Raw genomic sequence first — 13,764 nt, forward strand, 5'->3', positions numbered from 1 at the left:
AAATTTGTTGACAATAATATTCAACCTTAATATATGGAACAATATAATATTGACCAGAAAATCCAAGAGTTTATTGCAAAAATTGAAGCAAAAAATCCTAACGAACCGGAGTTTTTACAGGCTGTAAAAGAAGTTGCCGTAACTGTAATTCCATTCATTGCTACGAAAAAAGAATATACCGGAATGAAGCTGCTTGAAAGAATGGCTGAAGCTGAAAGAATTATTATTTTCAGAGTTCCATGGGTTGATGACAAAGGAGAAATTCAGGTTAACAGAGGTTTCAGAATTCAGATGAACTCTGCTATTGGGCCATACAAAGGAGGAATCCGTTTCCACCCTACTGTAAACTTATCCGTTCTTAAGTTCTTAGCTTTTGAGCAGGTATTTAAAAACTCTTTAACAACGCTTCCGATGGGAGGTGGTAAAGGAGGTTCAGATTTCGATCCGCAAGGAAAATCTGATATGGAGGTAATGCGTTTCTGCCAGGCCTTCATGACAGAATTATGCAAGCACGTTGGTCCTGAAACAGACGTTCCTGCAGGAGATATCGGAGTTGGAGCAAGAGAAATCGGGTATTTATTCGGACAATACAAGAAAATCAGAAATGAATTTACCGGAGTTCTTACAGGAAAAGGTCTTGCTTACGGAGGTTCACTGATCCGTCCTGAAGCTACAGGATATGGTGTAGTATACTTCGCAGAGCAGATGCTTAAAACAATCGGGCAAGATTTCCAGGGGAAAACTGTAACGGTATCCGGTTTCGGGAACGTTGCATGGGGAGTTATCAAAAAAGCAACTGAACTAGGTGCTAAAGTTGTAACAATCTCTGGTCCTGACGGATATATCTATGATAAAGATGGTATCAGCGGAGAAAAGATCGATTACTTATTAGAACTTAGATCTTCAGGGAACAACAGAGCTGAGGATTATGCTAAAAAATATCCATCTGCTGAATTCCACGCCGGAAAACGTCCTTGGGAAGTAAAATGTGATGTTGCATTCCCTTCTGCAACCCAGAACGAATTAGATTTAGATGATGCAAGAAAATTAGTTGAAAACGGATGTATCTGTGTTACAGAAGCGGCTAACATGCCTTCTACATTAGATGCCATCAACTATTTCTTAGACAATAAAGTGTTATTTTCTCCTGGTAAAGCTTCCAACGCCGGAGGTGTTGCTACATCAGGATTAGAAATGACTCAGAACTCTATCCGTCTTAACTGGACTTCTGAAGAAGTTGATGCAAGATTAAAGGAAATCATGATTGGTATCCATAAGGCTTGCAGAGACTATGGAAAAGACGAGGACGGTTATGTAAACTACGTAAAAGGTGCAAATATTGCCGGCTTCGTAAAGGTAGCAGAAGCCATGTTGGCTCAAGGAGTTGTGTAACAAAAAAGACAAAGGTTGGGAAAAATTCCCGACCTTTTTTGATATAGCCTGTTCCCGGGATAATGGGAAAAAAGTAAAAAGTGAAAGGAGAAAGCGCTGCTACAGGCAGTGCTTTTTTTATTTTCCATAAAAGGTTCCCGGTTCATAAAAAAGGGTAACAAAAAAATCCTGAAATACAAGATTTCAGGATTCCGACTAGTGTTTGCTAAAGTGCTTTTACTTTTTCTTTTTCTTGTCTTTCTTTTCCTCTTTAGGAGTATCCGCAGGCTTGGTTGCATCAGTAGGTGTTGTACTTACTGACGGATCTGTTGCAGGTGCAGTCTCCGTGGTTGTTGCAGGTGATTTTTCCTGGGTTTTCGGATCCGAAGGACTTGTAGTCTGGGTATTCGGTTGTTGGGTTTGAGTTGTCGTAGTGTTATTAGTAGAAGTATCTGCCGGCTTCTGGGTTGTTGATTGTGCTGATACTGCGATTACTCCGACTAATGTAAACGCTGCCGTTAAAAATAACTTTTTCATAATAATAATATTTAAATGATTGTTTAACTTAAACGAAGCATCATTTATAAAATTATGCGTAAACGGCTTATTTAACGGACTTTATGATTATTTAAGAGGAATTTGCAAAAATAAGTTCGTTTGATTTGGCTGAAAGAATGATGCTGAAAGCTGGGAGTTTTTTAGAACTTAACAGAAGATTCATTAAGTTTAAAATCAAGAAATAATAGTTTTACTATCAACGATGAGTGCTTACAGCACCCATCTTCCATCTTCCTGCACACCATGTTACTTCCCTATATTCTTTATCATTTTTTCTACAAATTCAAATGCTGCGGGGCAGATCACTGTATTTTTCAGCATTAAATTATTAATCTGGTAGATCTTATTCCGGTCTGTATGCGGGTATTCACGACAAGCTTTTGGTCTTACTTCATAGATGGAACAGGTATTATCACTGTTGAGGAAAAACAGGGAAGATGCTGCAGTACTTTATCATTATCCTCATCTACTCTTAAAAATTTAGCTTCAAAGTCTGCAGGCTTCATTCGCAGATGTCTGGCAATACGTTCAATATCTTTCTCTGTGTAAAGAGGACCGGTTGTCTTGCAGCAATTGGCACATTGCAGGCAGTCTATTTCCTCAAAAACTTCATCATGGGTTTCCTGCACTATGTAGTCGAGATTTTTGGGCGGCTTTTTCTTTAACCCGTCCAGAAATTTCTTGTGCTCTTTCTGTTTTTGTATAGCCTGTTTTTTATAAAAATCTAAGTTCATCTATTCTTTATTTCTTACAGAATCCGGAAGCTCTTCTTTCCTGTATTCATTAATTTTGTCCAGATCCAGCACTGTTGAAAGATTTTCTTTATTGGGGTAATACATCGGGACAAACTTTGCGCCGTATACAATTTCCCCTGTAGTATACGAAGACCTTTGTACCACAGTGTTTGAAAATACTTCATCAAATGCACGCACCTGCACGATAAGCTCAATGTCCGTATTTTTAAAATCCTCTTCGGAAAAGCCATAAAACGGAGAGTTTTCATCAATTTTATGAACCACAGTCCAGTTAAGCGCTAAGGTATTAATCTTGCTTAGCTGGGTTTCAAGCCTGTAAAAATTGCTTTTGGCAACTCCATTTTCTATCACTTCAATAGCTGCAGATACAATCACATCAGCATCCGTCAATGCATTATTTTTATATGGGGCAAGCCTGAACATTAATGCTGAAGATTCCTGAAAAGGAGCAATAATCGCAATATCTGAAAATCTAAGATAGGCCCGTGGTCTTGAAAATCTTCCGTAAAAAAGACCGGTTGCAATGGCAAAGGTAAGCAATCCCAGGAAAGCTTCAAAAGTGGCCACAAGGCTCGCCAAAAACCTACCGGGGCTATTCTTCCGTACCCCACTGTGGTAAAGGTCTGGGAGCTGAAGAAAAAAACATCAATAAACTCGTTTAGCGGATCACTTTTGTCGATGCCGGTAAGGTGTTCTACCCCGATCAGATAATAGATCATGGCAAAAAACAGATTTACCATAATGTAAGCAATAACCAGATAGGAAATAAAACGGAATGAAGAAAGATTCAGCATGGTGTGATACCAGCTTAGCCTGTTAAAAACATTTACACCTCTTCTCTGAACATTCGGAAGACCGTCCTTATTGATAAATCTTCCGGTTGCATTGGTCCCGAAACCACTGTTCTCCGCATTTTTCTGACGGATCTTTTTTCTGAATCCTCTTGTCATTTTTATAGCATTTTCTTACCGTTTGTGATGCAAAGATAAAATATTGTTTTGATGAATTTTATCAACTGATTCATTTGAGTTTTAAATCGATTTTGGAGTACATTTGAAGTATGAAAAAACTGGAATCGAGAGAGGACATTGAACACCTTGTCAACTCATTTTATGCAAAGGTAGTTAAAGATGAAACCATAGGATTCTTTTTTAATGATATCGCTAAAGTAGATTGGGATAAACATCTTCCTAAAATGTATTCTTTCTGGGAATCTATCCTTTTCGGGCAGATGACCTATAAAGGAAATCCTATGGGGGTACACTTCCCGATTAATGAGATACAGGCCATGGAGCAGAAACATTTTAACAGATGGCTTGAGCTCTGGAGAACTACTATTGAAGAAAACTTTGTTGGAGAAAATGCTGACATGGCTATCTACAAATCCGAAAATATAGCAAAGCTGATGGCTTTCAAAATGGATCTGGCCAGAAGGCTGTAAGGGAAAATATATCCGAGATGCGGGATCCGGGATACTCAATAAGCAGATTAGATTCACTTTACTTTTCTGCGATTTGTCCTTTTGCTTTTTCTCTTTTAAGGAACGATTACGGTAAAGATATAAGCAGCCAGATTCACTAATAAAACGGTCCCGTACAGGATGTTCGTTTTTCCGCGACTAAGGGAAAGCATTACGATAAATACGGATAAAGAGAGCAAAATAACGTCTTTTTTGTCCAGGCCAAGCACCAAGGGTATATCGTACATAATACACACCACTGAAACCGCAGGAATAGTTAATCCGATACTTGCCAATGCAGATCCTAATGCCAGATTTAAACTGGACTGAATCTGGTTAGCCCGTGCTGCGCGGATAGCAGCTACACCCTCAGGAAGAAGAACAACGGCTGCAATAATTACTCCTACAAGGGATTTTGGCGCTCCCAGGCTTCTTACCATATTTTCAATCGTGTCTGATAATCCTTTTGCCATAAGCACTACAATTGCCAGACAAACAAGCAGGAAAACAAAGCTTATCAGTGTTTTGCCCAATGTAGGAATATAATGCTCCTCCGGATGTTCATCCGGAACAATAAAGTAGCTTCTGTGACGCACCGTCTGAACCATCAGGAAGATACCATAAATGATAAGACATGCTATGGATATAAAAATAAGCTGAGCTTCGTTATAGAAAGGTCCGTTAACACTTGAAGTAAAATTGGGAAGGACCAGCGTAAGCACCAGAATAGAAACAATGCTTACCAGATAAGTAGTGGCTGAGGTTCTTGCAAAGAACTGCTCATGGTATTTAACACCTCCGACAAGAATACAGATCCCCAGAATTCCGTTAAGAATAAGCATTACGGCGGCAAAAACAGTATCTCTGGCCAGCGTGATCGCCTGATCTCCGCCGGCAACCATCAGCGAGATGATCAGCGCTACTTCAATAATGGTGATACAAAGAGCCAGGATAATAGTTCCGAAAGGCTCCCCTACTTTATGGGCTACAACTTCAGCATGATGCACTGCTGATAAAACACTTCCGATTAACAAAATACCGGCAAGAATATCATAAAGAACTCCCGTTCCCATCAGTCCGGAAAAGTAATACCCTACCGCAAGGAGAGGAAAAATATAGGTGTAATGTAAGAATTCTTTAAGTCTCATAAAGTGACTACAAAATACAAAAAATCTATAATATTTTCAATATCAAAAGAAATTATTAATGTTATTTTAATGAGGCCAGAAGTTAAAGTCCTGATAATCTGTCAACATATGAAGCAGAAGTCCAATTCCTACAATTCTGATATTGCCTCTGAAAAACAACATCAAAAAATACACCGCAATCGCATAATACGAATGTAAAAAATGGAACCCAATACTTTCCCTTGACGGATCAAAAACAGGATGGGCAAAAAGATGGTCCAGATCTACCAGCATCGTTGCCAATAAAATGAGATACACTTTTTTCCAGTTCTTAGGATAAAAAGCCAATGCTATAAATACCGGAAACACAAAATGTAAGAAATAATGTGTACATGTTTTAAGCAGAGCAATTTCAGATGAAGCCATTAATGGTATATATTTTCAGTTTAGATTACCACCGTAAAATTAGGGGTAAATCTCTTTTCTTTGCTTTTATTTTCACCCAATAATTCTGAGCTTTATTCCCATACAGGATATAATCAATATCTGAAATGATCTTTTTCTCACTGTCAGTCAGTGATTTTAAAGATGAATACAGCAAAGCATTATTCCTGATCAGGAAGTAATTTTCGCTTACCTGAGGTGATAACTTTACTGGTTTCCTGGCCGATTGTATGACAACCCTATTATTACTCAAACTGATCTTATTGGGCTGAAAAGGAATAGCCGTGAATTGATTTTCACTACTGATCCATTTCTTAGTTTGGAAATACTCCCATATTTTTACGGCATTACCGCTTTGAAGATCAATAATATAATTGGGCTGTGTAATTTTCTGAAAGGTCTTTTTTCCACTTCATTAAAGTTGTCATCATATTCATAACTGATAATGGTATCATTGACCTGTTCCAGATCTGCAACAGCTTTTAAGGAGTTTGCCTGTAAGGAATCCGCAATGCCTTTACTGAAAAAACGGGTAAAATTTCTGATATTTTCTTTGTCAAATTCCAGTTCAAGAAAATGATTTCCTTTCTGAAGCTTTGAAGCTATATCATTAAAAATTTCAGAATCTGAGTTATTCCTGATCTCAATTTCATCATCGTTCAGTTCAATAGAAAAATTTTGAATTTTCTGCCCGGAAATGAATGAAATACTTCCCAATGTATTGTGAATAAGCTGATCTGCGTCCCAAATATGATTTGCAGAAGGATGAAGAATCTGTTTCTGAATCGTTTTAAAACCAAAATCAGAAGTTCCTGCAATACAATTGTTCCCCTCTACCCTAACGAAAAACTGGCCCTTCTGAAAGCAGTTATTTCCTTTATCGGTAAACTTTCGCTTCTTTAAACAGGCAATGAATTTCTGTGGATCTTTAATTTCTAAAATGGTATACCATTCAGAGAATCCGGTATCTTTAATATGGAAAATCTGTAAAAAATCAGGAATTCTGATTCCTGAGTCTTTGGCCGGGCCGGAGCTTTTACTTTTGCTTTACTTCCGGACCATCCTGAGGGATGTGTAAGCCAGCTGAAGAGATATTGCCCCGTTAATTTCTTAGTATCAATTAAAACAACCGCATCTGCATTCTGAGGAATATATCTTAGTTTTTTATCTTTACGAAAAACTATAAAATACACTGAAACAGCCAGCAATAAAAGTAATGGGACAATAATCTTCTTTTTATTCATCTATAAAATTTGTGGCTTCTTTTCCGTTTCTTTTGTTTTAAAAACCTGATCGAATATATCAAAGAAATACATTAAACTGTTCTCTGAAGAATCTTTGATATTATAATCCATTTCAGTCCGGATGCTTTCTCCTTCTACTTCCGTTTTATAGTATAACTCTCCCATATTTTTTCTGACAGCATCCAGTGCTCTTCTTTCTTTCGCACTCTTGAATTCTTTATCTAAACCGGTCAAAAGCTTCCTGATATCCAGTCTTCCTGACAAAGGGTATTTGGCCGAATCCTTTGCCCATTTTCTGGAAATTTCAGACTGGCTTACGGATAAAATATTGTCGGCAGAACTCATCAGGTATACTATTCCGTCTTTTACCGTAAAGAACAGCTGGTCAATATATCCTCCGTCTTTCTCTTCTTTGAATGTATACAGATTTCCTTTTTTAGAGAATCTTTTGGAAAATTTCTTGTTGGTCGCCAGCACATCAAAAATACGGTTCCAGTATCCTTCATTTTCCGTTGCGAAAGCGAAGGTAAAGTTTGGAACAGCAATCTCTTTGGTTTTCTTTACTTCTTTTTCATTGAAGTCTGCATCATATTCGTAATCCGTATACTCTACTGTTTTGGATTTCAGTTCATTCAAAACGAATATTCCGTTTCCGGGAGCTATTTTCGTAATGGCCTCCTCATCCAGAACAATTTTCATCGTTTCCATGATCAGTTCCATTTCTTTTTTGTACTCGTTCTCCCCGGAGCTCTGAAGAAGACTATACATCATATCAAAGCATTTTGCCCCGTTGACATTCATGGCATAGTAACCAACACTTTTCTCATTGATCAGCGCCAGCAGTTTTTTGTTTTTCTTGCCTTTATAAACGGCCGCAATATTCTTTTGAATATCAGCATTTTTATGCTGATAATGATTAACCAGCCTTACTTTATCTTTGTCGAAATACAAGTTGTATGAATAATTGGAATCATACATATTCCGGAAGAACTTATCATAACTATAGAACTTCGTCATCTTGCCATAGATTCCTTCATTCACAATTCTTCCATAATCTGTGTACACAAAAACATCAGAATTGGAATCCCGGAATTTCAGCATTTCTTCAGGAACTTCAATTTCCAAATTGGAACTGAAGTATTGATCAAACCTTTCTTCAGCATTCTTTTTAACGATTCTGAAGTTTTCTCTACGGATAGAATCCTGCTCTTTCCGGAAGGCTTTTTCTTCTTCCTCGTCATAAGCGGTATCAGGCATCTCTTCTCCATTTTCGGGACTTTCAGCGCTTTCCTTTTCTTCAGGGTATTTATGATGTTTTTGGAGATACTTAATATCTTTCTGAATTCTTGCGATTTCGTTGTTGTTATCTTTAATACTTTCTTTCAGATATTTAATATCCTCCTTCAGGTTTTTGATTTCTTCTTTATAATCAAAAGGCTTTTCCGGTTCATCCGTATACGCTGTATCCCCGGCATCTACAGCAACGCTGTCTGCGGCTACCACCGAAGTACTGTCTGCAACGGCTTCTGTAGCCCAGAGATCTTTATAAGGTTTGGTATAGCTGATCATGCTGAGAACTGCACGGCTTCCGTTCCAGGCAACAAAGACATCATCATTGATATCTACATAAGAATAGTTTTTTCTGCTGGAAACTTCCTGCCCTTTTTCTTCACTGAATTAATAAATTCGGAACTTTTCCTTATTATCGATGATAAAGTGGGTATTATACGTCTTAATAGAATCATTAAAGCTTGCATAGTGATACTGAACAGCATTGTATTTGATTCCTGTTTTGGAGTAATCTGTCCATGAAAGATTTTCTTTGCTTTTTTGCTGAGCTCATGCAGCAAAGGGTTCAGTTTATTCCAGTTGATTTTATTATTCAGCTGCTTTCCGTTGACCTCCATATAAAATACAGCATCAGAAGGGATTTTCATGCTGCTCTGGGCTAAAACCAACGTAAAGCCAAAAAGTACGAAAATAATTTTTTGTGTTTTTAATAAGATAGATTTCATGACTATAGTTTAGAAATTTATTGAAAAAGAATTGTGTTCTGGATTTGCTTTTTCTGAAGGATCAGATCCAGGATATCAGCATCGAGTTTGAGTGCTTTTTTATTGGGTGAAAGTATATAATTATTATTGGTTTGTGACTTCACCGTATTTTCAAATTGCATGATGGAAGTATATTTTGCATCATTAAAAACTTCTTTGTCTGCCTTGCTCAACTTGTCGTAATCAGCCTTGAAAGTATTCACCTTATTTCTGGTGAATGTCTTTTTCAGGATTCTGATTATAGACCTGCGTAGGGACCATTTGGCCCAAAATTTTCTGAGCTTTCAGTTTTTCCAGGCCGGCATTGATGTTTTCAATCTTTTTAAAATTACAGCTCAGTCTGATGATATAATTATCAAAATCCACAGATGTTTTCACATTGCTGATTCCGGAGTTGCTTTAAAAATTTTTGCTGCTTCATTGATCTTGTTTTCAATCTCCGCCTTTTTGGGAACTTTTTTCCGTTGATGGTTTCCATTTTGGAGATAGACGCCAGTCTTGTTTTGCTTTTGCTGGCATTCAAAATTATGGTATACTCTCCCGTACCGTCAGCTTTCACATTCACTTTATCAAGAATATCGAAACAGCTTGTCAGAAATAGTAAAGGCATACATAGAAGAAATAATCTGAGAAAATTTTTCATGATTGGGTTTAAAAGCACAAAATTACTCAATTCCGGCCTTACATCCTTACAATCTTTTATTTTTTGAGCATAAATAGCTGTTTCCCGGTACCTTTTAATACGGAAACAATACAATTGTAGTTTTATTGTATTTAAATATCTCCTTTCAGATATTCCTGGCGGAGGTCCTCATCCAGCTTTTCTATAGCGTAACGCAGGCAGGTTCTCGGCATTTCTTTGTAATACGAATTCAGATAGCTGATCAGTTCGCCTTCATTCTTATTCCCCATCTCCCTAAGCAGCCATCCGTTTGCCTTATGCATCAGATCATGGGGATGCTTCATATTTCTGGTTACAAATTCTTTTGTAAGGTCAAATGAACCTTTTTTTATATAATGCATCGTCCCCACTACAGCGATTCTCTTATGCCACATCTCTTCAGATTCCGAAAGTTCTCTAAGCAGGTTTTCTTTCTGATTTTCAAAAGCATACCTGCCTAAAATTTTGTAGCAGGTAGAATCTACCAGATCCCAGTTATTGACATAAGGAAGATGATCAAGATAAAAAGCGACCACGTCTTCTTTTACAGTTTTATCTTTTGTTTTTTCAAATTTTAAAATCAGCATAAAAAGAGCCGTTAATCTATGCTCATGGTATTCTGAAGACAGTAAGATGCTGAGTTCCTGCAGGCTTATTTTAGGGTAATATTCCTTTGCAACAGAGCGTTGATCAGGAACTTTTACTCCCAGAAACAAATCGCCTTCACCATATTCTCCTTTTCCGGTTTTAAAAAATCTCGGAAAGAATGCTGCCTTTTCAGGGATGGAAAGAACAGCTAATGCTTCCTGTATCTCTTTTACAATACTCATATTCCGAATGTCTGTTACGTTTAAGCTTTTTCTTCTGCAGTGATATTCTCCTGCTCTTCTTCCTCTTTGGCAATCTTATTAGGATTGGCTACTTTAGCAATGGTAAGCCCCTGAACAATAATTGAGAAGACCACGACACAGTAGGTAATACTTAAGATAATCTGGCTGTATTCACTTTTAGGAATAGACATTGCCAATGCAATAGACACTCCCCCACGGATTCCTCCCCAAACCAGCACTTTTACGGTCTGCGGACTGAAACTTCTCCTCAGAGAAGTAAATTTTGAAGGCCCCCAGATAGAAATAAATCTTGCCAATAAAACGACCACAATGGCAACCAGACCAGGAATCATGAAGTGTCTGAGATCTTTAATCATCAGAAGCTCAAATCCTATGAACAGGAATAATACGGCATTCAGGATTTCATCAATCAGTTCCCAGAATTTGATCAGATAATCCTGAGTAATGGATTTCATTTTAAATCTCACATTAAAATTCCCCATAAATAATCCTGCGGCTACCATCGTCAATGGTCCGGAGATATGCATTTGTCTTGCAATAAGATACCCTCCCATCACAACTGAAAGTGTTACCAGCACGGAAATAATATAATCATCCACTTCACGCATCAGTCTGGAAGTCACCCATCCCAGCAATCCTCCCAGCAAAATCCCTCCTCCGGCTTCTCTCAACAGCAGTAAACCAATGTTTTCAACTCCAAGATCCACTTCTTTTCCAATGGCAAGCTGCAGAACAACGGTAAAAACCACTACTGCCATACCATCATTGAAAAGGGATTCCCCGGCAACCTTTGTCTCCAGTGATTTGGAAACATGTGCCTGTTTCAGGACACTCAGAACCGCAACGGGATCTGTAGGCGAGATCAGCGCTCCAAAAACAAGACAGTAGATAAAAGGAAGATTAATCCCTACATAAGGCAGTAAATAAAACATCCCGAAACCTACTACAAAAGTGGAAATAACAACACCTACCGTAGAAAATATCAATACCGGCCGGAACTGCTCCTTCAGGTCATTAATATTAATGTGAATTCCTCCTGCAAAAAGAAGAAAATTAAGCATGGCTCCCATCAAAACCTCTGTAAAGTCGATGCTGTCCATCAGGTTGTGAAGGTGTCCGAAAGTTCTCGGAAGGACTGTTTCCCCGAACATTACCAGAAAAATAGAGACCACAATAGCGATCACCATAATTCCGATGGTACTCGGAAGTTTTAAGAACCTGTAATTAAGATAGGCAAATATTGACGCTAATACGATTAATGCTGAAAATGAATAATATAATTCCACTAAGTGTTTTTATTTTGAGATTAATTGGTTAGTTCCAAATAAAGTATTTTAATATAAATCTGCTTTCCGTCTTTTTCCCAGATGTCAAACATGCCATCTTTGGCCGGCTTTGAACTTCTTTTATAATCCTGTCCTACATTCAGGATGTTGAGCAGGATATATTCGTCTCCTACAGAATTGACAATATAAGCTGTCTTTTCGGATTTCCCGTCTCCTGAGCCTTTTATGCCTTCAGTAAGTGCACGGAACTGGTTCAAGTGATGGATAAAGTTATTTCCATCCTTTAAAGAATCATATGCCCTGAGCAGAATAAGCAAAATGTCCAGGTTGGTAGGGTCTTTATCATATAATGCCTTTCCCTGCTTAATGCAGTCTGCAAAATTATTCTGCTTAAAAGCATCCACAAGATTTTTAAAGCGGTCTTCAGATGTGCTTATCTTATCATTTCTGAAGTTTCTTCCATAGTACAGGTATTGTGATTCTATACTGTCTAAAGACTTCGGATATCCTTTAAACTTAAAAATAAGTTTCTCGTAATTGTAAGGAGAATCAGAATTTTTGAGGCTTTTCTCAATAGCTTTTAAATCAATTTTTGATTTCTGGCTGAACCCAAAAACCGAAAACACGATGAATAAAAGGAAAAAGTGATATTTCATTAATTGTTGCTTTCTTCTTCCTCATCATCGAAATATTCGAAAAGGAAATCATTGTACGGGAATCTGGAAATATGAATTTTCATGACCTCGTCATAGATCATTTTCTTCATTTCCGGGAAATTTTCCTTCGTTAAGGCAGAAATGAAAACCGTTGGATATTTTGATTTTGCCATCCATGTTTTTTTCCATTCTTCCAGTGAAATATTTTTACGGGTTGAAGGGGTAAGATCATCTTCATCCTTTTTCTCATAGCTGAAATCATCAATTTTATTGAAAACCATAATCATTGGTTTCTGATGTGCGTTGATTTCCATCAGGATATGATTTACAGATTCAATATGATCTTCAAAACTTTCATGAGAAATGTCTACCACATGAATCAGAAGATCTGCTTCACGAACCTCATCCAAAGTAGATTTAAATGATTCCACCAGTTGGGTTGGTAATTTCCTGATGAATCCTACTGTATCTGTAAGCAGAAACGGCAAATTCCCGATCACTACTTTTCTTACTGTAGTATCCAGTGTTGCAAATAATTTATTTTCTGCAAAAACTTCAGATTTTGAAATGGAATTCATCAGAGTAGATTTTCCTACATTGGTATATCCTACCAGGGCTGCACGAACTACCTTTCCACGGTTGTTACGCTGGGTAGCCATCTGCTTGTCAATTGTCTTAAGTTTATCTTTCAGCAATGTAATTCTGTCTCGGATAATACGGCGGTCAGTCTCAATTTCCGTTTCACCGGGACCTCTCATCCCAATCCCCCTTTCTGACGCTCAAGGTGGGTCCACATTCTTGTTAATCGTGGTAAAAGATATTGATACTGGGCTAATTCTACCTGAGTTCTTGCATAAGAAGTCTGTGCCCTCTGGGCAAAAATGTCAAGAATAAGATTGGTACGGTCCAGAATTTTAACTTCCATTTCTCTTTCAAGGTTTTTAAGCTGTGAAGGTGAAAGTTCATCATCGAAAATGACTGTTCCTATTTCGTTTTCTTTTACATATTCTTTTATCTCAATGGCTTTTCCGCTTCCGATAAAGGTTTTGGAGTCAGGCTGAGTCAGTTTTTGGGTAAAACGTTTTTGTACGGTTGCTCCTGCTGTGAAAGCTAAAAACTCAAGTTCATCCAAATACTCCGTCAGTTTTCTTCGTCCTGATTCTGGGTAATAACACCCACCAGGACCGCTTTCTCATAGTTATGTTCTTTCTTTTCTAGCATTAAATTCTGTCTATGTTTATGATTTTTACAAGTTAATATTTTTCAGAAAAAAACAAAATCAATTTTTATTTAATAAT

General features: G+C 37.6%; 18 protein-coding genes and 2 pseudogenes. 3 read left to right on the forward strand and 17 right to left on the reverse strand.

From position 1 onward, the window contains the following. Positions 1-33: 33 nt before the first annotated feature. Positions 34-1,392: an NADP-specific glutamate dehydrogenase gene (gene gdhA / locus OWR28_RS22865; protein ID WP_131437063.1), complete on the forward strand. Its 1,359-nt coding sequence runs from the start codon at positions 34-36 to the stop codon at positions 1,390-1,392. Positions 1,393-1,608: 216 nt separating this feature from the next. Here the strand turns inward: gdhA and OWR28_RS22870 are convergent, their stop codons facing one another. The 4 genes and pseudogenes from OWR28_RS22870 to OWR28_RS22885 all read right to left on the reverse strand — a co-directional run bounded on the left by OWR28_RS22870 (position 1,609) and on the right by OWR28_RS22885 (position 3,634). Continuing rightward, positions 1,609-1,908, reverse strand: a complete 300-nt coding sequence (locus tag OWR28_RS22870) for a hypothetical protein (RefSeq protein ID WP_041461964.1) — start codon at positions 1,906-1,908, stop codon at positions 1,609-1,611. Positions 1,909-2,175: 267 nt separating this feature from the next. Further along, positions 2,176-2,663: pseudogene (locus tag OWR28_RS22875) on the reverse strand (YkgJ family cysteine cluster protein). Beyond that, positions 2,664-3,224, reverse strand: a complete 561-nt coding sequence (locus tag OWR28_RS22880) for a hypothetical protein (protein WP_332388646.1) — start codon at positions 3,222-3,224, stop codon at positions 2,664-2,666. Next, positions 3,107-3,634, reverse strand: coding sequence for an ion channel (locus tag OWR28_RS22885; protein ID WP_332388647.1), 528 nt, complete (start codon positions 3,632-3,634; stop codon positions 3,107-3,109). The genes OWR28_RS22880 and OWR28_RS22885 overlap by 118 nt, the downstream gene beginning before the upstream one ends. Positions 3,635-3,744: 110 nt before the next feature. Between OWR28_RS22885 and OWR28_RS22890 the strand changes: the two genes are divergently transcribed. Next, positions 3,745-4,125, forward strand: a complete 381-nt coding sequence (locus OWR28_RS22890; protein ID WP_332388648.1) for a group III truncated hemoglobin — start codon at positions 3,745-3,747, stop codon at positions 4,123-4,125. A 95-nt stretch (positions 4,126-4,220) separates the two neighbouring features. Here OWR28_RS22890 and OWR28_RS22895 read toward each other — a convergent pair whose 3' ends face one another. The 3 genes from OWR28_RS22895 to OWR28_RS22905 all read right to left on the reverse strand — a co-directional run bounded on the left by OWR28_RS22895 (position 4,221) and on the right by OWR28_RS22905 (position 6,431). Further along, on the reverse strand, positions 4,221-5,291 hold the full coding sequence (locus OWR28_RS22895) for a calcium:cation antiporter (protein WP_332388649.1): 1,071 nt from the start codon (positions 5,289-5,291) through the stop codon (positions 4,221-4,223). Between the two features lie 66 nt (positions 5,292-5,357). After that, the gene (locus tag OWR28_RS22900; RefSeq protein ID WP_332388650.1) at positions 5,358-5,696 is read right to left on the reverse strand and encodes a DUF6122 family protein; all 339 of its coding nucleotides are present in this window, start codon (positions 5,694-5,696) and stop codon (positions 5,358-5,360) included. A gap of 357 nt (positions 5,697-6,053) precedes the next feature. Further along, positions 6,054-6,431, reverse strand: coding sequence for a hypothetical protein (locus tag OWR28_RS22905; RefSeq protein ID WP_332388651.1), 378 nt, complete (start codon positions 6,429-6,431; stop codon positions 6,054-6,056). Positions 6,432-6,479: 48 nt separating this feature from the next. On the opposite strand from OWR28_RS22905, the gene OWR28_RS22910 reads away from it, so the two are divergent. Continuing rightward, positions 6,480-6,617, forward strand: coding sequence for a hypothetical protein (locus OWR28_RS22910; RefSeq protein WP_332388652.1), 138 nt, complete (start codon positions 6,480-6,482; stop codon positions 6,615-6,617). A 32-nt stretch (positions 6,618-6,649) separates the two neighbouring features. Here the strand turns inward: OWR28_RS22910 and OWR28_RS22915 are convergent, their stop codons facing one another. The 10 genes and pseudogenes from OWR28_RS22915 to hflX all read right to left on the reverse strand — a co-directional run bounded on the left by OWR28_RS22915 (position 6,650) and on the right by hflX (position 13,687). Beyond that, a complete protein-coding gene (locus OWR28_RS22915) occupies positions 6,650-6,958 on the reverse strand; it encodes a hypothetical protein (protein WP_332388653.1) in 309 nt (102 codons plus the stop codon). After that, positions 6,959-8,527 (reverse strand): hypothetical protein, encoded by a 1,569-nt coding sequence (locus tag OWR28_RS22920; RefSeq protein WP_332388654.1) that lies wholly within the window; start codon positions 8,525-8,527, stop codon positions 6,959-6,961. Between the two features lie 53 nt (positions 8,528-8,580). Then, entirely contained in the window at positions 8,581-8,973 is a 393-nt protein-coding gene (locus OWR28_RS22925; protein ID WP_332388655.1) for a hypothetical protein, read from the reverse strand. Between the two features lie 17 nt (positions 8,974-8,990). Further along, positions 8,991-9,215 carry a hypothetical protein gene (locus tag OWR28_RS22930; RefSeq protein ID WP_332388656.1) on the reverse strand — a complete coding sequence of 75 codons (225 nt, stop codon included), beginning with the start codon at positions 9,213-9,215 and terminating at the stop codon, positions 8,991-8,993. Position 9,216: 1 nt separating this feature from the next. Continuing rightward, positions 9,217-9,378, reverse strand: a complete 162-nt coding sequence (locus OWR28_RS22935; RefSeq protein ID WP_332388657.1) for a hypothetical protein — start codon at positions 9,376-9,378, stop codon at positions 9,217-9,219. Beyond that, complete coding sequence (locus OWR28_RS22940; RefSeq protein ID WP_332388658.1) at positions 9,368-9,622, reverse strand: hypothetical protein; 255 nt, start codon at positions 9,620-9,622, stop codon at positions 9,368-9,370. Before OWR28_RS22940 ends, OWR28_RS22935 begins: the two co-directional genes overlap by 11 nt. A 164-nt stretch (positions 9,623-9,786) precedes the next feature. After that, entirely contained in the window at positions 9,787-10,503 is a 717-nt protein-coding gene (locus tag OWR28_RS22945; RefSeq protein WP_332388659.1) for a DNA alkylation repair protein, read from the reverse strand. A 20-nt stretch (positions 10,504-10,523) separates the two neighbouring features. Further along, the gene (locus OWR28_RS22950) at positions 10,524-11,810 is read right to left on the reverse strand and encodes a sodium:proton antiporter (protein ID WP_332388660.1); all 1,287 of its coding nucleotides are present in this window, start codon (positions 11,808-11,810) and stop codon (positions 10,524-10,526) included. A gap of 20 nt (positions 11,811-11,830) precedes the next feature. Beyond that, positions 11,831-12,466: a DUF4919 domain-containing protein gene (locus OWR28_RS22955; protein ID WP_332388661.1), complete on the reverse strand. Its 636-nt coding sequence runs from the start codon at positions 12,464-12,466 to the stop codon at positions 11,831-11,833. After that, a pseudogene (hflX, locus tag OWR28_RS22960) lies at positions 12,466-13,687 on the reverse strand (GTPase HflX). Before hflX ends, OWR28_RS22955 begins: the two are co-directional and overlap by 1 nt. Positions 13,688-13,764: the final 77 nt, after the last annotated feature.

Source organism: Chryseobacterium sp. 1B4 (assembly GCF_036631475.1).
Classification (GTDB): Bacteria; Bacteroidota; Bacteroidia; order Flavobacteriales; family Weeksellaceae; genus Chryseobacterium.